This window comes from Streptosporangium sp. H13245, assembly GCF_055690525.1.
The window spans coordinates 726,726-746,689 of record NZ_JBSZKT010000001.1 but is presented as its reverse complement, the minus strand read 5'-3'; the positions used below and the strand labels follow the sequence as shown (position 1 = coordinate 746,689).

General features: G+C 70.2%; 17 protein-coding genes. 13 read left to right on the top strand and 4 right to left on the bottom strand.

Annotated features, from left to right (window positions below):
• The first annotated feature begins 56 nt into the window (after window positions 1–56).
• Together ACW9TB_RS03500 and ACW9TB_RS03495 are read left to right on the top strand one after the other, a co-directional pair.
• Entirely contained in the window at window positions 57–731 is a 675-nt protein-coding gene (locus ACW9TB_RS03500) for a PadR family transcriptional regulator (RefSeq protein ID WP_472746432.1), read from the top strand.
• 32 nt (window positions 732–763) lie between these two features.
• A complete protein-coding gene (locus ACW9TB_RS03495; RefSeq protein ID WP_472746431.1) occupies window positions 764–1,843 on the top strand; it encodes an inositol-3-phosphate synthase in 1,080 nt (359 codons plus the stop codon).
• Between the two features lie 129 nt (window positions 1,844–1,972).
• On the opposite strand, the gene idi is transcribed toward ACW9TB_RS03495, so the two are convergent.
• Window positions 1,973–2,554: an isopentenyl-diphosphate Delta-isomerase gene (gene idi / locus ACW9TB_RS03490; RefSeq protein ID WP_472746430.1), complete on the bottom strand. Its 582-nt coding sequence runs from the start codon at window positions 2,552–2,554 to the stop codon at window positions 1,973–1,975.
• 135 nt (window positions 2,555–2,689) lie between these two features.
• Here idi and ACW9TB_RS03485 point away from each other — a divergent pair, with 135 nt between their 5' ends.
• Window positions 2,690–3,991, top strand: a complete 1,302-nt coding sequence (locus ACW9TB_RS03485; protein ID WP_472746429.1) for an MFS transporter — start codon at window positions 2,690–2,692, stop codon at window positions 3,989–3,991.
• A 43-nt stretch (window positions 3,992–4,034) separates the two neighbouring features.
• Here ACW9TB_RS03485 and ACW9TB_RS03480 read toward each other — a convergent pair whose 3' ends face one another.
• Complete coding sequence (locus ACW9TB_RS03480) at window positions 4,035–5,249, bottom strand: adenosylmethionine--8-amino-7-oxononanoate transaminase (protein ID WP_472746532.1); 1,215 nt, start codon at window positions 5,247–5,249, stop codon at window positions 4,035–4,037.
• A 76-nt stretch (window positions 5,250–5,325) separates the two neighbouring features.
• Complete coding sequence (locus ACW9TB_RS03475; protein ID WP_472746531.1) at window positions 5,326–6,753, bottom strand: CCA tRNA nucleotidyltransferase; 1,428 nt, start codon at window positions 6,751–6,753, stop codon at window positions 5,326–5,328.
• A gap of 159 nt (window positions 6,754–6,912) precedes the next feature.
• Here ACW9TB_RS03475 and ACW9TB_RS03470 point away from each other — a divergent pair, with 159 nt between their 5' ends.
• The 8 genes from ACW9TB_RS03470 to trxA all read left to right on the top strand — a co-directional run bounded on the left by ACW9TB_RS03470 (window position 6,913) and on the right by trxA (window position 16,417).
• Complete coding sequence (locus ACW9TB_RS03470) at window positions 6,913–7,434, top strand: aminoacyl-tRNA deacylase (RefSeq protein WP_472746428.1); 522 nt, start codon at window positions 6,913–6,915, stop codon at window positions 7,432–7,434.
• A gap of 46 nt (window positions 7,435–7,480) precedes the next feature.
• Window positions 7,481–9,607: a DUF6049 family protein gene (locus tag ACW9TB_RS03465; RefSeq protein ID WP_472746427.1), complete on the top strand. Its 2,127-nt coding sequence runs from the start codon at window positions 7,481–7,483 to the stop codon at window positions 9,605–9,607.
• Window positions 9,608–9,644: 37 nt separating this feature from the next.
• On the top strand, window positions 9,645–11,249 hold the full coding sequence (murJ, locus tag ACW9TB_RS03460) for a murein biosynthesis integral membrane protein MurJ (protein ID WP_472746426.1): 1,605 nt from the start codon (window positions 9,645–9,647) through the stop codon (window positions 11,247–11,249).
• Between the two features lie 195 nt (window positions 11,250–11,444).
• Window positions 11,445–12,962: a protein kinase family protein gene (locus tag ACW9TB_RS03455; protein ID WP_472746425.1), complete on the top strand. Its 1,518-nt coding sequence runs from the start codon at window positions 11,445–11,447 to the stop codon at window positions 12,960–12,962.
• A 114-nt stretch (window positions 12,963–13,076) separates the two neighbouring features.
• Window positions 13,077–13,724, top strand: coding sequence for an RNA polymerase sigma factor SigM (gene sigM / locus ACW9TB_RS03450; protein ID WP_472746424.1), 648 nt, complete (start codon window positions 13,077–13,079; stop codon window positions 13,722–13,724).
• The gene (locus ACW9TB_RS03445; protein WP_472746423.1) at window positions 13,714–14,619 is read left to right on the top strand and encodes a zf-HC2 domain-containing protein; all 906 of its coding nucleotides are present in this window, start codon (window positions 13,714–13,716) and stop codon (window positions 14,617–14,619) included. Before sigM ends, ACW9TB_RS03445 begins: the two co-directional genes overlap by 11 nt.
• 307 nt (window positions 14,620–14,926) lie before the next feature.
• Entirely contained in the window at window positions 14,927–15,859 is a 933-nt protein-coding gene (gene trxB / locus ACW9TB_RS03440) for a thioredoxin-disulfide reductase (protein WP_472746422.1), read from the top strand.
• Window positions 15,860–16,093: 234 nt separating this feature from the next.
• Complete coding sequence (gene trxA, locus ACW9TB_RS03435) at window positions 16,094–16,417, top strand: thioredoxin (protein WP_472746421.1); 324 nt, start codon at window positions 16,094–16,096, stop codon at window positions 16,415–16,417.
• Window positions 16,418–16,670: 253 nt separating this feature from the next.
• On the opposite strand, the gene ACW9TB_RS03430 is transcribed toward trxA, so the two are convergent.
• A complete protein-coding gene (locus tag ACW9TB_RS03430; RefSeq protein ID WP_440085420.1) occupies window positions 16,671–17,291 on the bottom strand; it encodes a GNAT family N-acetyltransferase in 621 nt (206 codons plus the stop codon).
• Between the two features lie 299 nt (window positions 17,292–17,590).
• On the opposite strand from ACW9TB_RS03430, the gene ACW9TB_RS03425 reads away from it, so the two are divergent.
• Window positions 17,591–18,823 carry an aminotransferase-like domain-containing protein gene (locus ACW9TB_RS03425; RefSeq protein ID WP_472746530.1) on the top strand — a complete coding sequence of 411 codons (1,233 nt, stop codon included), beginning with the start codon at window positions 17,591–17,593 and terminating at the stop codon, window positions 18,821–18,823.
• 185 nt (window positions 18,824–19,008) lie between these two features.
• Window positions 19,009–19,962: a D-alanine--D-alanine ligase family protein gene (locus tag ACW9TB_RS03420; RefSeq protein WP_472746420.1), complete on the top strand. Its 954-nt coding sequence runs from the start codon at window positions 19,009–19,011 to the stop codon at window positions 19,960–19,962.
• Window positions 19,963–19,964 lie beyond the last annotated feature (2 nt).

Here is a 19,964-nt window from a genome sequence, read left to right as displayed (position 1 = left end):
ACGTATCCTGTCGATGTATCGGTTCGATACATCGACACGAGAGGTGGTGGTTTCCAGTGGCCGGAGGACGTGGCGGCGTGCTGGAGCTGGCCGTGCTCGGGTCGTTGCACGAGACCCCGCTACACGGCTATGAGCTGCGCAAACGGCTCAACGCCCTGCTCGGTATGTTCCGGGCGTTCTCCTACGGCTCGCTCTACCCCTGCCTCCGTCAGTTGCTCACCGACGGGCTGATCGTCGAAGACGGCGACGCCGCCGCGGCCAACACGGCCGCCGACAGCGCCATCGTGCTCCCCGGCCGCCGTTCGAAGATCGTCTACAAACTGACCGCGGAGGGCAAGGAACGCCTGCAGGAGCTGCTCACCCAGGCCGGTCCTTCCGCCTGGGAGGACGAGAGCTTCGGCGTGCACTTCGCCTTCTTCAGGCACACCGAGGCCGAGGTGCGCCTGCGCATCCTCGAAGGCCGCCGCAGCCGGCTTGAGGAACGTCTGGACGGCGTGCGCACGGCACTCGCCCGTACGCGCGAACGGCTGGACAGCTACACCCTTGAGCTCCAGCGTCACGGCCTGGAGTCGGTCGAACGCGAAGTGCGCTGGTTGAATGAGCTGATCGCCACCGAACGGCGAGCATCGCCGCCGGAGGGGGAGCGGCGACCCGCGCGAGACGAGACGTCCAGGGCGCCCGCGCCAGGGACGGGCACGACGGGGCGGCACGCCACCCCGGAAGAGAAATGACCACTGAGAAAGAACAAAGGGGAGCGAGTGCCATGGGTTCGGTGCGCGTAGCCATTGTCGGTGTAGGCAACTGTGCCACGTCGCTCATTCAGGGCGTGCACTACTACCGGGACGCCGACCCCGGTGCCCGGGTGCCGGGCCTGATGCACGTCAAGTTCGGCGACTACCACGTCGGCGACGTGGAGTTCGTCGCGGCGTTCGACGTGGACGCCAAGAAGGTCGGGCGTGACCTGTCCGAGGCGATCGTGGCCTCGGAGAACAACACGATCAAGATCTGCGACGTGCCGCCGCTCGGCGTCACGGTGCAGCGTGGCCCCACCTTCGACGGTCTCGGCGAGTACTACCGGGAGATGGTCGAGGAGTCCGACGAGACGCCGGTCGACGTCGTCCAGGTCCTCAAGGACAGCAAGGTGGACGTCCTCGTCTCCTACCTGCCGGTGGGTTCCGAGGAGGCCGACCGCTTCTACGCCCAGTGCGCCCTCGACGCGAAGGTCGCGTTCGTCAACGCGCTGCCGGTGTTCATCGCCTCCGACCCCACCTGGGCCCAGAAGTTCGTCGACGCCGGGGTCCCGATCGTCGGCGACGACATCAAGTCGCAGGTCGGGGCGACCATCACGCACCGCGTGATGGCCAAGCTGTTCGAGGACCGCGGGGTCGAGCTGCTCCGCACCTACCAGCTGAACTTCGGCGGCAACATGGACTTCATGAACATGCTGGAGCGCAAGCGCCTGCAGTCCAAGAAGATCTCCAAGACCCAGTCGGTCACCTCGCAGATCCCGCACGAGATGCAGAAGGCCGACGTGCACATCGGCCCGTCGGACCACGTGCCGTGGCTCGACGACCGCAAGTGGGCGTACGTGCGCCTGGAGGGCAGGTCCTTCGGCGACACTCCCCTCAACCTGGAGTACAAGCTGGAGGTCTGGGACTCCCCCAACTCCGCCGGCATCATCATCGACGCGGTGCGCGCCGCCAAGATCGCTCTTGACCGGGGCATCGCCGGGCCGATCCTGTCCGCCTCCTCGTACTTCATGAAGTCCCCGCCGGAGCAGTACTCCGACGACGAGGCGCGCGACTACGTGGAGAAGTTCATCCGCGGTGAGGTCGAGCGCTGACCTGCCGGCACCGAGCGGCAGACGGCGAGAGCCCCCGACCCATGTGGGTCGGGGGCTCTCGCCGTTGAACGGCCCTTCACGGGCCGGGGCTCCTGCTGTCGAACGGGCTGACGCCGAACGGGCACCCCGTCAGCGGGCGGCGGGCGGCAGACCGGCGGGGTCGGCGGCCGGCCAGGCGAGCGGGTCGGCGCCGAGCTCGACCAGCTGGGGGACCTGCTCGCGGCACCACGGGGAGATCGCCAGACGGTCGCCGAGCACCCCGTCGGTGAACTCCTTCCACGGCATCCAGCGCACGTCGTCGACCTCGTCGGGGTTGGGCGCGGCCTCCGAGGTCACGAGCACCCGGTAAACCGGGCACAGCTCCCGCTCGACGGTGCCGTTGTCCATGACCGCGCGGTAGGAGAAACGCGGCAGGAGGAGATCGACCTGGCCGGCCGCGAGGCCGAGCTCGTGGGAGAGCCTGCGGGTCACCGCCCCGGGGAGCGGCTCGCCGGGCAGGGGGTGGCCACAGCAGCTGTTGGTCCACACCCCCGGCCAGGTGATCTTGTGCAGTGCGCGGCGGGAGAGGAGGACCCGCCCCTGCTCGTCGAACACGTAACTGGAGAAGGCCAGGTGGAGGGGAGTGTCGAGACCGTGCACCGTGGCCTTGGCCGCCGTGCCGATCGCGTTTCCCTCGGTGTCGACGAGCACAACGTGTTCATCAGGTGTCACTCGACCGAGGGTACGTGATCATGTCGGTTTACCGCGCCCCCTACGTGATACGTAGGCAAAGGTCGTAAATGCCGGTCAGCACAATCAGGGATGTTCCCGATGCCCGCCCGGGGCGCCCGCACATAGGCTGAGCGCGTGTCATTTGCATCCGATCTACGCGTGGTCCTGGAGGGTCGGGACTTCCGGAGGCTGTACGCGACCCGGCTGGTCTCGCAGTTCTCCGATGGGATCTTCCAGTTCGCCGTGGCCGGGTTCGCCTTCTTCAGCCCGGAGAAGAGCACGAGCGCGGTGGAGATCGCCGCCGGGCTGGCCGTGCTGCTGCTGCCGTACTCGATCCTGGGTCCCTTCGCCGGGGTGTTCATCGACCGCTGGTCGCGGCGGCAGATCCTGGTGATCGCGCCGCTGGTCCGCGGGGCGCTGCTGCTCACCGCGGCGGCGCTCGTCGCCGCGGACGCCCCCGACGGGATCTTCTACGCCGCCGCGCTCGGCGTGCTCGGCGTGAACCGGTTCTTCCTGGCCGCGCTCGGGGCCTCGCTCCCGCACGTCGTACCAGCCGACCGGCTGATGGTGGCCAACGCGGTCACCCCGACCTCCGGCACCGTGCTCACCTTCGTGGGCATCGGCGCCGGCTACCTGCTTCGGATGATCTTCGGTTCCGGCCACCCGGGTACGGCGGTGCTGCTCGTCGTCTCCGGTCTCGTCTTCGGGTTCAGCGCGCTCATCGCGATGACCATGGGCAGGCAGCTGCTCGGCCCCGCCCACGACCCCGACCGGCCTCAGGCCCGCGAGGCCGTACGCCACGTGCTGACCGGCCTGGCCGACGGCGCGCGGCACCTCGCCCGGCACCGGTCCGCCGCGGCGGCGATGGGCGCGATGGCCACCCACCGGTTCATGTACGGCATGTGCACGGCGATGCTCGTGCTGCTGTCGCGCTACTACTTCGCCGAGAACGCCGAGGACGCGCTGACCGCGGTCTCCGTCGTGGTCGCCACCTCGGGGGTCGGCTACTTCCTGGCCATCCTGGTCACGCCGTGGGCCACCGAGCGCTTCGGCATCGAGCGGTGGATCCCGGCCATGCTGGTCACCGCCGGTGTGCTGACGCTGGCGCTCTGCGCGTCGTTCCAGCAGTGGGGGTTCGCGGCCGCGGGCTTCGTCCTCGGCATCGCCGGGCAGAGCATCAAGATCTGCGCCGACACCGCCGTCCAGCGGGACCTCCAGGACGCCTACCTCGGCCGGGCCTTCTCCATCTACGACATGCTCTTCAACGGCAGTTACGTGCTGGCCGCGGCCCTGGCGGCGACGCTGCTCCCGCCGAACGGCAAGTCGCTGCTCGTGATGGTGGTCATCACCGCCGGATACGTCGTGGGCGCGGTGATCTACCGGGCCGTCACACCGGCCCGGGCGGCCGAGCCACTGCCGTCGTCGCCGTCACAGTGACTCTCACGGTGACCTGGCCACCGCGTCGTCGCCGTCGTGGCGCTCACAGTGACCGGGCCGCCGCCGTCATCGCCGTCGTGATCCTCTCCAGGTCGCCGTCGCCGATCGAGTAGGGCGGCATCGCGTAGATCAGCCGTCCGAACGGGCGGAGCCAGACGCCGTGCCGCATGACGAGGTCCTGGACGGCGGGGACGTCGACGGGCTCGCGGGCCTCGATCACCCCGATCGCGCCGAGGACCCGCACGTCCCGCACTCCCGGCGCCCCCGAGGCCCCGGCCAGTCCCGCGAGGAGACCGGCCTCGATCCGGCCGACCTCCTCGCGCCACGGACGCTCCCGCAGGAGCTCCAGGGAGGCGTTCGCGACGGACGCGGCCAGCGGGTTGCCCATGAAGGTCGGCCCGTGCGCCAGCACGCCGACGCCCCCGGCCACCCGCTCGGTGCACAGCGTCGCGGCCAGTGACAGGTAGCCGCCGGTCAGGGCCTTGCCCAGGCACATGATGTCGGGCCTGATCCCGGCGTGGTCGCAGCCGAACAGCCTCCCGGTCCTGCCGAACCCGGTGGCGATCTCGTCGGCGATCAGCAGGACGCCGTGCTCGTCGGCCAGCTCGCGGAGCAGCCGCAGGTAGGCCGGGTGGTAGAAGTGCATGCCGCCCGCCCCCTGGACGACGGGCTCCACGATGATCGCGGCCAGCTCGTGGGCGTGCCGGGCGACCAGGTCCGCCAGCCGGGACGCGTAGCCCTCGTCGTACTCGCGCGGCGGCCGGTCGGCGAACACGTGCTCGGGCAGCACGCCGGAGAACAGGTGGTGCATGCCGTTGACCGGGTCGCAGACCGACATCGCCCCGAAGGTGTCGCCGTGGTAGCCGCCCCTGACCGTGAGCAGCCGCCCCTTGCCGGTGAACTGGAACGCCATCTTGATCGCGACCTCGACCGCGACCGACCCCGAGTCGGCGAGGAACACCTTCGGCAGCCCGGTCATCGCGGCGAGCGTGGTGGCCAGCCGTACGGCGGGCTCGTGGGTGAGCCCGCCGAACATGACGTGCGCCATGTCCTCCAGCTGGTCCCTCAGCGCCCGGTTGAGCCGGGGGTGGTTGTAGCCGTGGACGGCCGCCCACCAGGACGACATGCCGTCGACCAGCTCGCGCCCGTCGGCGAGCGTGAGCCGCACCCCGTCCGCGCGGGAGACCACGTGCGGCGTCACCGGCTGGGGCGTGGCCGCGTAGGGGTGCCACACGTGCTCACGGTCGAGCAGGGCGATCTCGGCCGCCCCGTCGAGACCTCCGAGACCGGGAACGGCGGCGTCAAGGTCGTCAAGGTCGTCGAGACCACCGAGGTCAGGGACGCCGTTCAGAGTCCACCTCGTTCGCGTCGCCCGCCTCGTTCGCCCGTGCCCACTCGCGGAGGGCGTCCGCGGCGGCCTCCTTGCCGAGGACACCCTGGTCGAGGCGCATCTCCAGCAGGAACTTGTAGGCGCGGCCCACGAGGGGACCCGGCGGGACGCCGAGGAGCTCCTGGATCTCGTTGCCGTCGAGCTCGGGGCGGATCTTGCCGAGCTCCTCCTCCTCGGCCAGCCGGGCGATGCGCTCCTCCAGCTGGTCGTAGGTCTGCGACAGGGCCAGGGCCTTGCGCCGGTTGCGGGTGGTGCAGTCGGCGCGGGTCAGCCTGTGCAGGCGCTCCAGCAGGTGCCCGGCGTCGCGGACGTAGCGGCGTACGGCCGAGTCGGTCCACTCGCCCGTGCCGTACCCGTGGAAGCGCAGGTGCAGCTCCACCAGGCGGGAGACGTCGGCCACCACGTCCTTGGGGAACTTCAGCTCCGCCATGCGCTTCTTCGCGAGCTGGGCCCCGACCACCTCGTGGTGGTGGAAGGAGACCCGGCCGCCGGGCTCGTGGCGGCGGGTCTTCGGCTTGCCCACGTCGTGCAGGAGCGCGGCCCAGCGCAGGATCCGGTCGGGGCCGTTCTCCTCCAGGTCGATCGCCTGCTCCAGCACGATCAGCGAGTGCTCGTAGACGTCCTTGTGCCGGTGGTGCTCGTCGATCTCCAGGCGGAGCTTGGGCAGCTCGGGCAGCACGTGGTCGGCGAGCCCTGAGTCGACGAGGAGCCGCAGGCCCTCGCGGGGGTGGTCGCCGCCGACGAGCTTGTCCAGCTCGTCGCGGATGCGCTCGGCGGAGACGATGTCGATCCTGTCGCCCATCGCGCCCATCGCGGCGAGCGCCGCCGGGTCGACGGCGAAGCCGAGCTGGCTGGCGAACCTGGCGGCGCGGAGCATCCGCAGCGGGTCGTCGCCGAAGGAGCGCTCGGGGGGCCCCGGGGTGCGCAGCACCCTGGCGTGCAGGTCGTCGAGGCCGCCGTGCGGGTCGACGAACTCGCGGGACGGCAGCCGCAGCGCCATCGCGTTGACCGCGAAGTCGCGCCGGGCCAGGTCGCCCTCCAGCGTGTCGCCGTAGGCCACGTCGGGCTTGCGCGACTTGGGGTCGTACGACTCGCTGCGGTAGGTGGTGATCTCCAGCAGCCACCCGCCCTTGCGGACGCCGACGGTGCCGAAGTCGATGCCGATCGTCCAGATGGAGTCGGCCCAGTCGCGGACGAGCTCCAGGACCGTCTCGGGCCTCGCGTCCGTGGTCAGGTCGAGATCGTTGCCGATCCTGCCCAGGAAGACGTCGCGTACGGAGCCGCCGACGAGGGCGATCTGGTAACCCCTGGCGGCGAAGAGCTCGCCGAGCTCGTCCGCCACAGGTGCGATCTTCCGGAACAGCTCGCTCATGCCGTGGCGCTGGCTCTGGGTCAGATTTGAAAGGGACAAGCCGGGTAGGTCCTTCGGTTACGGAACATGTTCCCCTGCGGGGATACACCTGAAGCGATCACCAGGTTACGGTCGGTCAGGGAACCTCGGGGACTGTGCGTCGAGGCAAGGAGCACACACATGAAGGATGCGCTCGCGATCCACCGCCGGCTCCTCGCACACCAGGTCCATCATGAGATCGTACGCCTTCCGCGCGCGATGACATGCTCGGACGAACTCCCCGAGGTGCTGTCGGCGAGTCCCGAGATCTGCGTGGGGGTCACGGTCTTCGAGGTCACGACGCGAATCGGCCGCGAGCCCGTGGCGGTCGTCGCCTCCGTCGGTTCCCCGCCCCGCCCGGGGGTGATCGGCGGCATTCTGGGGGCCCGGCGGGTGAGGGCGGCCTCGGCCTTCACCGTCAACTCCGCCACCGACTACGCCTCGGGCCTGGTCTGCCCGCTGCTGCTGCCCGCCACGCTCGCCGTGCTGGTGGACGAGCGGCTCACCCGCACCGCCACACCCGTTTACGTGCCCACCGGAGAGCGCCGGACGGCACTCCTGATCCGTGCCGACCATCTGCTCACACTGGTATCAGGAAAGATCGTCAACATGACCCGGCAGGGCTCCCTCGGCGAACCGGCGACCTTTCCCCTCGCCGGTTAGGCCATAGCATTACCGGCGTGCGCCGTACTCGACCCCTGGCCGGCACGTGATCCGCAAAGCCGCGCTCCTCGCCCTGCTCGCCACCACGCTGCTCGTTCCCGCGGCCGTGGTCGCTCCGGGTACGGCGGACGCCCGGACGGCCTCGGCCTCGGTGAACCGGGCTGGCCTCCAGGTCGTGCTGGAGGCGATCGGCCCCGACGCGCCGCGTGACCCGACCACCGAGATCAAACTGTCCGGCTCCCTGGTCAACTCGGGCACCGAGCCCATGAACGGGCTGCGCATCCGGATGCGCTTCTCGCCGCAGCCGTTCGCCAGGCGAACCGACATGCAGACCTACCTGGCGGGGCAGACCCTCCCGAACTCGTGGTGCTGCGAGAGTTTCGTCCAGGCGCCGATCGCGCCCTCGGGCAAGCTGCCGTGGGAGTTCGCCTTCACGCCGGGGGAGCTGAAGCTCTCCGTCTTCGGCGTCTACCCGGTCATGGTCGAGGTGCTCGACGCCTTCGGGCAGCAGGCCGGCAGCATGCGTACCCTCCTGACCTACATGCCCAGGGAGACCAGGGTGGCCCGCACCCGGCTCGCCATGGTGCTGCCCATCGTCGACCAGCCTCGCCGGTCCGTCGACTCCACCTTCGCCGACGAGGGCCTGCCCGCGGTCATGGCCCCCGGCAAGCGCCTGGGCGACCTGCTCAAGATCGCCCAGGACACGTCGTCCGCCAAGGGCATCACCTGGCTCGTCGACTCCGCGCTGCTCGACGACGCGCGGGCCATGGGCGAGCCGCACACGGTCAGGTCCAAGGACCGCACCCAGGAGCGCCCCGCGACCCCCGAGACCGCCCGGTGGCTGAGCGACCTCCGCGAGGCCGTCGCCGACCACCCGGTGGTGGCCACCCCGTACGGCGACCCCGACGTGGCGGCCCTCGCCCACAACGGGGTCGACGACGCCACCCGGACCGGGATCGCCGCGGCCGGGATCGTCGCCAGGGAGACCCTCGGCCGCGACGTGATCACCAACGTCAACTGGCCGGTGGGCGGCCTGATCGACTACGACGGGCTGGACCTGCTGGCCACCGGCGGCGTCAACACCGTGCTTCTGAACGTGCTGAACCTGCCGCCGGTGACGCCCCCGGTCGCCACCCCCGACGCCTCGGCGACCCTGGAGAGCGTGAACGGCCCGCTCACCGCCCTGGTCGCCGACGCCGTGCTGAGCGAGACCGTCGGCGCCGACACCTCCGCCCCCGGCGCGGCGCTCGTCAACCGCCAGCGGTTCATCGCGGAGACGGCGATGATCAGTTCGGAGCCCGCCACCTCCGCCAGGACGGTGATCGCCGTCCCGCACCGCCGCTGGGACCCCGATCCCGAGTACGTCACCGACCTGGTCGAGACGGCCGCCACCCTGCCCTGGCTGGCTCCCGTCACGCTCGACGCGATCAAGCGCGGCAAGGGCGTCCCGGTCCCGAGGGCCGGCCTGACCTACACCGACCAGAACCGGAAGCCGGAGCTCTCCAAGCAGTACCTGACGGGCGTCAAGAAGGTCGGCGCCCGCGCCGACCTGACCGCCGCGATCACCACCGCCCAGGACCTCGACGTCTTCGACCTGGCCCTGCTGCGCCTGACCTCCTCGGCCTGGCGGGGCAGGACCGGCTCCGCCACGCCGTACGTCCAGCAGGTCGCCGAGGCGATCGACGGCCGGATCGCGATGGTCAACATCACCGGCAGCGAGCAGTCGCGGCTGCGCACCCTGGCGGGCAGCAACGGCGACGTGCCGATCAGCGTGCGCAACGAGCTGAGCGGCGAGGCCAGCCGGATCGCGGTCCGGCTGAAGGTGACCTCCGACCAGCCCGACCTGCTCAAGATCGAGCCGTACGAGGACAAGCTGGAGATCATCGGCGGCCAGAACCAGACCATCCGGATCCCGATGACCTCGACGGAGAGCGGCCAGACGACGGTGACGGTCCAGCTCACCACCGACGACGGCCGCAAGTACGGCAAGCCGGTCGAGCTGACCGTGCGCACCACCGGCTACACCGGGGTCGCCCTGGTGATCGTGGGGGCCGCCCTCGTGGTGATGCTGGCCGCCGTCGTCATGCGCGTCCTGCGCCGCAGGGGAGGCCGCCGCCCGGCGGCCGCTCCCCCGCCGAAGCGCGAGCGCGAGCCCGCCGGCACCGAGTCCTGAGCGCCTGGCGCTCCCAGCACCTAGCGAAGGAAAGCGCATGAGCAGGGTCCTGCGCGCGAGCGCGATCATGGCGGCGGGGACGATGGTCTCCCGCGTCACCGGCTTCGTCCGGACGGCGGTGCTCGCGGCGGCCATCGGGACCTTCGCGCTGGGCGACGCCTACAACGTGGCCTACACGATCCCGTTCATCCTGTTCGACTCCCTCCTCGGCGGGATCCTGAGCAGCGTCGTGGTGCCGATGATCATCAAGCGGCAGAAGGCCGACCCCGACGGAGGCCGCGCCTACGAGCAGCGGCTGATGACGCTCGGGGTGCTCGGGCTGACGGTGGTCGCGGTGGTCTCGGTGCTGCTGGCCAGGCAGCTGATCGGCCTCTACAGCACCGACTGGGGTCCCCGGCAGACCGAGGTGGCGGTCAGGCTGGCCCAGTACATCCTGCCGATGATCGCCTTCTTCGGGATCGGCGCGATCGCCGGGGCGATCCTCAACACCCGCGACAGGTTCGCCGCCCCGATGTGGGCGCCCGTGCTCAACAACCTCGTGATGATCGCCGTCGCCGCCGTCTACTACGTGAAGCTGGGCGGCGCGGGCACCGACGTCGACACGGTCACCGACGCCGACCTGGCCCTGCTCGGGCTCGGCACCACCGCGGGCATCGTGGCGCAGTGCGTGGTGCTCGTCGTCTCGCTGCACCGGGTCGGCTTCCGCTTCCGGCCCCGGTTCGACCTGCGCAACGCCGGGCTCGGCGAGATGGGCCGCACCGCGATCTGGACCTTCGCCTACGTCGGGATCGGCCAGATCACCTTCCTGGTCACCACCAGGCTCGCGACCGGCGCGGGCCAGCGGGCGCCCGGCGCCGGCAACGCCGCCTACGCCTACGCCTACCAGCTCTTCCAGCTCCCGTACGGGATCATCGCGGTCTCGGTGATCACCGCGATGCTGCCCAGGATGAGCCGGGGGGTGGCCGACGGGCAGCTCGACACGGTCAGGGAGGAGTTCTCCTCGGGGGTGCGGCTGGTGTCGGTGCTGCTGGTGCCCGCCGGGCTGCTGCTGATGGTGCTGGGCCCCGCGGTGACCGTGCTGGTCTTCTCGTGGGGCAACATGACCGTCGACTCCGCGGTCTACATCGGCAACGTGCTGCAGGTCTTCGGGCTGTCGCTGGTCCCGTTCTCGATCTTCCAGCTGCTGCTGCGGGTCTTCTACTCCTTCGGCGACACGCGCACCCCGGTGTTCCTCGCCGTCGGCAACCTGACGGTGAACGTCACGCTCAGCCTCGTGGCCTACTACACCCTGCCCCCCCGCTACATCGTGATGGGCCTGGCCTCCGCGTTCACCGTCGCCTACGTGGCCGGCGCGGCGGTCGCCTGGATCCTGGCCGCGCGCCGGGTGGGGGGCCTGGCGGGGCGCAGGGTGGCCGCCGGGCTGTCCCGGATGTACCTGGCCGCGCTCCCGGCGGCGGCGCTCGCGCTCGGCGTGCTGTGGCTCACCCAGGAGCTCACGGCGCTGGACGCGCTGAGCGCCGCCATCATGCTGGCGGCGGGCGGCGGACTCGGTATGGTTCTTTACTTGGCGATCGCCCACCGGATGCGCATCCCCGAGGTGAGTTCGATCGTTGGAATGGTGGCAGGACGGGTAGGCCGGTAACCCAAAGACTTGTCTCAAACGTCTGACAAGACGAACACGGGCGGAACCGGCGCGGGACTACCATGGTGCAACGCGTGTGGTGACATGCGGCTAATGGAAGCAGGAGGGCGTGGGCGGATCCACCCAGCATCATGTGATGTGTCTTGATGTGCTGACCGGGCATGGTGCTGTCGTGTTCTCAGGTACGGGGTCCTCGTGAGTTCCCCCGCCGTCGAGCCCGGCACCAAGCTGGCCGAGCGTTTCCGGCTCGAAGACCGTGTCCACGAGTCGGGCGGGGCCACCCTGTGGAAGGCCATCGACGAGGTGCTCGCCAGACCCGTCGCCGTCCACACCTTCGACCCCGACTTCCCCCGCCTGAACGAGGTCGTCACGGCGGCCAGGGTGGCCAGTCGGCTCACCGACCCCCGCCTCACCCAGGTCTTCGACGCGACCGAGGACGACGGTCACTCCTACGTCGTCAGCGAGTGGGTGAGCGGCGAGTCCTTCGGCGACATGATCGCGGGAGGGCCGCTCGACCCCGAGCGGGCCGCCGCGATGGTCGCCGAGGCGGCCGAGGCGCTGGCCCACGCGCACGAGGCGAACCTCGCCCACCTCTGCCTCACCCCCGAGCACCTGGTGTGGACGGCGGGCAGCACGGTCAAGCTGCTCGGCCTGGGGGTCGACGCCGTCCTGGGCGACGTGACGAGCGACGACCCCGCCCGCGAGGACGCCGAGGGCCTCGGCCGCCTGCTGTACGCCGGGCTGACCGGCCACTGGCCAGGGGACGAGCAGGACAGCGGCGGCCTGCCCGTCGCGCCCATGGGCGACGGGCACTTCTGCACGCCGCGCCAGGTCACCGCGGGCGTTCCCGGCTACCTGGACGCCATCGTCTGCCGGGCGATGCTGCCGGAGACCAGGCGTGGGCTCGACCCGCTGACCACGCCCGCCGAGGTCGCCGAGGCCCTGGCCTCGGTGTCGCGGCCCAGTCCCCTGCCGATGCCGACGCCGATGCCCATGACGGCGCTGCCGGTGGCGGCCTCGCGTTCCGAGGGCATCGACACCATGGCGCCCCAGCGCCACACGCCCGCTTCCCAGCATCAGACCCAGCACCGCCCGATGCCCCAGCAGGGCGGCGGCATGGTCAACAAGGTCGCCATGACCGTCGTCGTGCTGCTGGTGATGGTGGCCGTCGGCCTGGGCGCCTGGACCCTCGGCCGCAGCATCGGCAACGCGGGCACCCCGACGCCCGGCGAGGAGAGCACCACGCCCACGCCGACCGTGGCCGCCGGGACCCGTGAGGTGAAGCCCTCCTCCGTCACCGGCTTCGACCCGCTGGGCGACAACGAGGAGCGCGGCGAGCTGGCCATCAACGCGACGGACGGCAAGGAGTCCACCGACTGGCACTCCGAGTCGTACGACTCCGCCGACTTCGGGCGGCTCAAGACGGGGGTGGGCCTCCTGCTGGACATGGGAGAGAGCGTCCCGGTCAAGCAGGTGACGGTCGAGTTCGGCGGCACCTCGGGAGGCACCGTGGAACTCAGGGTCGGCGACTCCCCGCAGCTCGACGACCTGTCCGTCCTGCAGAAGATCAACGGAGTCTCCGGCAAGAAGACGTTCACCGCGGAGGCCCCGAAGAAGGGCCGCTACGTGCTCGTCTGGTTCACCAAGATGCCCACCTACCAGGGGAAGTTCCGCGGCCAGGTGCTGGACATGAAGGTCCTCGCGACCAAGTGACACCACTGCGATTTGATCTGTTTTACATGGCTTCTTGCAGATCATCAGAGAATCCGTGGCACCATCTATCCCGTAGAGGTGTTCTCCCCGGATCGGTATAGCAGGACTCTCCTTGTGAATTTCCCACCCGAGACCCCGCCAGCGGCGGACGAGCAGACGGCGAAGGCCCCCGTGTCCGACGCCGACCTGCTCACCCGGCACATCGCCGGGGATCCGCACGCCTTCAGTGAAATAGTCAAGCGACATCGAGACCGCATGTGGGCGGTCGCCCTGCGCACGCTGGGCGATCCCGACGAGGCGGCCGACGCCGTTCAGGACGCCTTCGTCTCGGCCTATCGCAAGGCCGGGAGTTTTCGCGGCGAGGCGGCCGTGACCACGTGGCTGCACCGCATCGTGGTCAACGCCTGCCTCGACCGCATGCGCAGGAAATCGGTGCGCCCGGTGGCCGACGACGAGCTCGTCGAGGCCGCGGAGCGCGAGACCCCGGTGCTCGACCAGACGGCCGAGCGCGAGGTGTCCATGGAGGTCTCCGCGGCCCTGAAGCTGCTGCCCTCCGACCAGCGCGCCGCGCTGGTGCTCGTGGACATGATGGGCTACTCGGTCGAGGACGCGGCCCAGGTGCTGGAGGTGCCGAGCGGCACGGTGAAGAGCCGGTGCGCGCGCGGACGGGCGAAACTCGCCCCGATTCTTTCCCATTTACGGAACCGATCAGACCTGTCTCGCGTCTCATCCGCGAAGGGAGCAGAACTTCGTGACGGGTGATACGCACTACGACCTGGAGATCTTGGCCGAACTGGCCGAGGGGCTCCTCGACGCCGCCACGGCCATGCGGGTACGCGAGCATCTCGCGATCTGCGATCCCTGTGGCGAGAGCCTCGCCGACCTCGCGGCGGTTCGTGAGGTTCTGGCGGCGACCCCCACACCGGCGATGCCGATGGGAGTCGCGCTGAGGATCGACCGCGCGCTGGCCGTCGAGGCCGAGAGCTTCCGTGGAGGTGGAGTGGGCCTGGTGGAAGCACCGGCCTGGGACGACATAATGCGCGACGCGCCGTGGGAGACGTCCTCTCCCGCAGAACCGGCGCCATGGGAGACGACCCCCCAGAGGGACCCGCTCCCCGAGCTTGAGCCCGCCGTGCGGCTGGGGGTCGTCGGCGACGACGGCACCGTGGTCCCGGTGGTCCCGGCCAGGCGCCGCGGCGCGAACCGGCGGCGCCGGTGGGCGATGCCCGCCGCGGCGGCGGGCGTGGCGGCGGCGGTGATCGGCGCGACCGTGCTGGCGACCGGGACGCTGTCGGCGTCCGGGCCGGACCCCGTGATCTCGATCGCCCAGCCCGCGCCGGCGGACACGATCCAGTACACGCTGACCGACAGCAACTGGAACTACACCGACGCGGAGCTTCGCGGTTCGCTGCTCGACTACATCGGTCCCGGGACCATAGTCGGAACGACCGACAACTCCAGGATCGACCAGTGTGTCCGGCAGGTCTCGGCGCAGGTCGGCACGTCGCCCTTCGCCGTGGACCAGGGGTTCTACAACGGGCAGGAGGCCAACATCCTGCTCTTCTGGCAGAACCAGGCCAAGAACACGGTGCGCGTCCACGTCGTGGGCCCGCAGTGTGACAACGTGCGCAAGCCGGGTCTCGCAAGCTGGGAGTGACCGGTACGAAGTGGCCCCGGGTGACCTGCGACAGGCCACCCGGGGCGGCCGGTACGGCGCCGGACGCCTTTCGGGAGTCGGCGGACCGGTCCTCGGTGAGTCTCGGTGAGTGAGGCATCCGGGGTGATCGGCGATGGGTAATCCGTTTCCCAAAGACCCGTCCCTTCCGTGGGTGCCCGGCATGGATTCGTCCGTGCCGGGCTTTCCCGTTCCACCGGCGGATCCGTTACCGCGCCGGGCGGGAATCACCGGCGCCTAGGATCTGTTGACGCCGGTGGCATCGACAGAGGGAGAGGCGCGAGCACAGATGGACGTCCGGAATGTGATCATCATCGGATCGGGTCCCGCCGGTTACACATCGGCCGTGTACTCCGCGCGTGCCGACCTCAACCCGCTGGTCTTCGAGGGGTCGGTCACCGCCGGTGGCGCCCTGATGAACACCACCGAGGTGGAGAACTTCCCCGGCTTCCCCGACGGCATCATGGGGCCGGACCTGATGGACGGGATGCGCAAGCAGGCCGAGCGGTTCGGTGCCGAGCTGGTCGCCGACGACGTGATCGAGGTCGATCTGACCGCCAGCCCCAAGGTCGTCAAGACCGCCACCGACACCTTCTACGCCAAGTCGGTGATCCTGACCATGGGGTCCGGATACCGCGAGCTGGGCGTGCCGAACGAGAAGCGGCTGTCGGGTCACGGGGTGTCGTGGTGCGCGACCTGTGACGGGTTCTTCTTCCGGGGCCAGGACATCGTGGTGGTCGGCGGGGGGGACACCGCGATGGAGGAGGCGATCTTCCTGACCCGGTTCGCGGCCTCGGTGACGGTGGTGCATCGCCGGGACGAGCTGCGCGCCAGCAAGATCATGCGGGACCGGGCGTTCGCGAACGAGAAGATTCGTTTCGTCTGGGACAGCGAGGTCGTCGAGGTGCTGGGCGACTCCAAGGTGAGCGGGGTGCGGGTACGCGACCTCAAGACCGGCGCGGAGAGCGTGCTGGCGGCCACCGGGCTGTTCATCGCGATCGGGCACGATCCGCGCACCGAGCTGGTCAAGGGCCAGGTGGAGCTGGACGACGAGGGCTACATCAAGGTGGACTCCCCCTCGACCCGCACCAACCTGGACGGGGTGTTCGCCGCGGGTGACGTGGTCGACCACACGTACCGCCAGGCGATCACCGCGGCCGGCACCGGCACCGCCGCCTCGCTCGACTCCGAGCGCTGGCTGGCCGACCACGAAGGCGTGTGACGACCGCGCCACGTGACGGCGGGATGTGACGACGGCGGGCGGGTGCCGGGCGGTGCCGGGCACCACCCGCCGCCGGACACCGCCTGACACGCGTCGCACGCCGTCGAGCAGCGCGCCGGGCGCGCATATCGGGCGCACCGGGTGCGCGCCGGTCACCGCCCCATCGGCGTCATCGGCATCGTCAGCAGGAACAGTCCTCAGGCAAGTCCTCAGGGAAAAGGGAGAGCAGGAACCTTGGGCACCATCAAGCACGTGACCGACGCCAGTTTCGAGGCCGACGTCCTCAAGAGCGACAAGCCCGTGATCGTCGACTTCTGGGCCGAGTGGTGCGGCCCGTGCCGCCAGGTCGCGCCCATCCTGGAGGAGATCGCCAGCGAGAAGGCCGACAACCTCACCATCGTCAAGCTGAACGTCGACGATAATCCGGCAACGGCGACAAACTACGGCGTACTCCAGATTCCCACCCTGAACGTCTATAAGAACGGAGAGGTTGTGAAGCAGATCATCGGCGCCAAGCCGAAGGCCATGCTGCTTCGCGAGCTTGAGGGCATCATCTAGGCCCTCTGCGGCCGGCCGCCCCCCACGGCGTCCGCCCGTATCACCCGCTTCCGAGCGGCACACCCACCCACTGAAAGCCCCCCGCCTCACCGCGGGGGGCTTTCACATGCGCGGGACCTCCCGCCGTACGCCGCGTGGGCCTAAAAGGCCCTACGCGCACCACGCGGGCTCGCGAGGTCCCCGGAGAGAGGCTCACGGATCCCGGAGAGCGTTAGAAGGGCTCAGAGGCGTGCCGTACGGGCTCCAGGGGGTCTCAGACGGGCCGCAGGGCTCTCTCGGGACTCATCGACCCGAGGAGCCTCTCCAGTGCCACCTCGACGTCCTCACGCCACGAGACGGCGTTCTTGAGCTCCAGGCGGAGGCGGGGGAAGCGCAGATGCGGGCGGACCGTCTTGAAACCCACGGAGAGCAGGTAGTCGGCGGGCATCAGGCACGCGCCCGGCTGCTCCCACTTCAGGTCGCCGAACGCCTCGATCGCCCGTACGCCGCGCCGGGTCAGGTCCTTGGCCACGCCCTGGACCAGCATCCGGCCCAGGCCGCCCCCGGAGAACTCCGGGATGATGTGCGCGGTCATCAGCAGCACCGCGTCCGCGCTGACCGGGGAGGTCGGGAAGGCCACCGAACGCGGCACGTAGTGGGGCGGCGCGTAGAGCACGAACCCGGCCGCCACCCCGTCCACATAGACGATCTTTCCGCAGCTTCCCCACTCCAGCAGGGTGGAGGAGATCCACGCCTCCTTCTCCAGCCCGGGGTCGCCGACCTTCACGGCCCGGTCCGCGTTGACGGGATCGAGCTCCCAGAAGACGCACCGGCGGCAGCGGCGCGGCAGGTCGTCGAGATTGTCGAGGGTGACGTTTGCCAGCCGACGCGACACCTGTTGGCCCCAATCCTGGCGAGACGAGTGCAAGCCATGGCGAAAAACGCGCGAAAACGGCGTCTCCAGCTGGCATCGTAGCCCAGTGCGGGTCTTGGTTTCAGGAGGTCCCGTCCCCACACGCAGACGAACTACAACCCCTGCCGTAACCTGGTTTCTCTAGTATGAGCGCTTTGTGCTCCACAAAATCTAGGAGGTGGACCGTGCCCCAGAACAACGATCACGGTCAGGCCATCACCCCGTCCCATGGGTCGCGCATCGACGCCTACGTCGACCGTTACGCGGCACGGGCAACCGGGATGGTCGCCTCCGAGGTGCGAGCTCTCTTCTCCGTCGCGTCGAGGCCCGAGGTGGTCTCGCTCGCCGGCGGCATGCCGTACGTCACCGCCCTTCCCCTGGACGTGGTGGGGGAGCTGGTCGCCGACCTGATCGCCAAGCGCGGCCCCGTCGCGCTCCAGTACGGCTCGGGGCAGGGCGACCCGCACCTGCGCGAGCAGATCTGCGACGTCATGCGGATGGAGGGGATCGAGGCCAACCCGGACGACGTCGTCGTGACCGTCGGCTCCCAGCAGGCCCTCGACCTGATCACCCGGATCTTCATCGACCCGGGTGACGTCGTGCTCGCCGAGGGGCCCTCCTACGTCGGGGCGCTGGGCACCTTCTCCGCCTACCAGGCCAGGGTCATCCATGTCGCGATGGACAGCGAGGGGATCGTCCCCGAGTCGCTGGCCCAGACCATCTACGCCCTGAAGAGCGCGGGCAACCGGATCAAGTTCCTCTACACGATCCCCACCTTCCAGAACCCCGCGGGCGTGACGCTCAGCGTCGCGCGCAGGCGGCAGGTCCTGGAGATCTGCCAGCGGGCCGACGTGCTGATCGTCGAGGACAACCCGTACGGCATGCTCGGCTTCGACGGCGAGCCCATGCGGACGCTGCGCGCCGACAACGCCGACGGCATCGTCTATCTCGGCTCGTTCTCCAAGACCCTGGCTCCCGGTTTCCGGGTCGGCTGGGCCCTCGCCCCGCACGCCATCCGCGAGAAGCTGGTGCTGGCGATGGAGTCGGCGGTCCTGTCGCACTCCTCGTTCACCCAGCTGGCCGTCGGCCAGTATCTCGCCACCCAGCCCTGGCGCGAGCAGATCAAGTCGTTCAGGGAGCTCTACCGCGAGCGCCGCGACACCATGCTCTCCTCGCTGGAGGCCCTGATGCCCGACGGCGTCACCTGGACCCGCCCCGGTGGCGGGTTCTTCGTCTGGGCCACCCTCCCCGAGGGGCTCGACTCCAAGGCGCTCCTGCCCCGCGCGGTCGCGGAGCGGGTGGCCTTCGTCCCCGGCACCGGCTTCTTCGCCGACGGCGGCGGCGCGCGGCACATGCGGCTCTCCTACTGCTACCCCGAGCCCGACCGCATCCGCGAGGGCGTCCGCCGCCTGGCCGGGGTGATCGGGCAGGAGCTGCGCGTCCGCGACACCTTCGGGACCGGCTCGCCCGCCGAACGCGCCGGTATCGACACCCCGGGCCCCGACCTCGCGTAACCCGGCCTCCGGAGGTGCCCCGTGCCACGGGACACCTCCGGCATGAGTTCCTCCCCTCGGGTGCCGTACGGTGACTTCCTGCGCCGGTGCGCGGTGATCGATCCCGATCCGTCGGGACAACCGGGCCGCGCGTGACGAGAGCGACAGGACAGGCTCGGAGCGGGCCTTGACGAGAGGTATGTCGGATGCGTGACCTGGGCAATGTGCTCGTCCTGGCGGGCGGGCTCTCCTACGAGCGGGAGGTCTCGCTGCGTTCGGGCCGGCGGGTGAGCGAGGTGCTGCGGGGAGCGGGCATCTCCGTGGAGACCCGCGACACCGACGCGTCACTGGTTCCCGCCATGCTCGCGGACCCGCCGGACGCGGTCTTCGTCACCCTCCACGGCGGAGCGGGCGAGGACGGCGCCATCCGCTCGATCCTCGAACTCCTCTCCGTCCCGTACGTCGGCGCCGGCCCCGACGCCTGCCGGGTCGCCTACGACAAGCCCACCGCCAAGACCGTCGTCCGCTCCGTCGGGCTGCGCACCCCCGAATCGGTGACGCTGCCCAAGGAGACCTTCCACGACCTCGGCGCCTCCGCGGTGCTGGCCCGCATCGTGGACCGCCTCGGCCTTCCCCTGTTCGTCAAGCCGTCCCGTGGCGGCTCGGCGCTCGGCGCGTCGATCGTGCGCAGCGCCGAGGAGTTCCCCGCCGCCATGGTCGGCTGCTTCGCCTACGGCGACACCGCGCTGATCGAGCGCTGCGTCGAAGGGGTCGAGGTCGCCGTCTCCGTGGTGGACCTCGGGAACGGGCCCGTGGCGCTGCCCCCGGTGGAGATCGTCGCCAACGAGGGCGTGTACGACTACGCGGCCCGCTACACCGCCGGGCACACCGAGTTCTTCGCCCCGGCGCGCCTCTCGCCCAAGGCGTCGGCGGCCTGCGCCGAGATGGCGGTGACCGCGCACACCGCCCTCGGCCTCAGGGACGTCTCCCGTACCGACCTGATCGTCGACGCGGACGGCCTGCCCCACTTCCTCGAAGTGAACGTCGCCCCGGGGATGACCGAGACGTCCCTCCTCCCCATGGCCGCGGAGGCCGCCGGGGACGACCTCGGCACCCTCTGCCGGGTCCTCCTGGAACAGGCCGCCAAGCGCGGAGCCTGAGA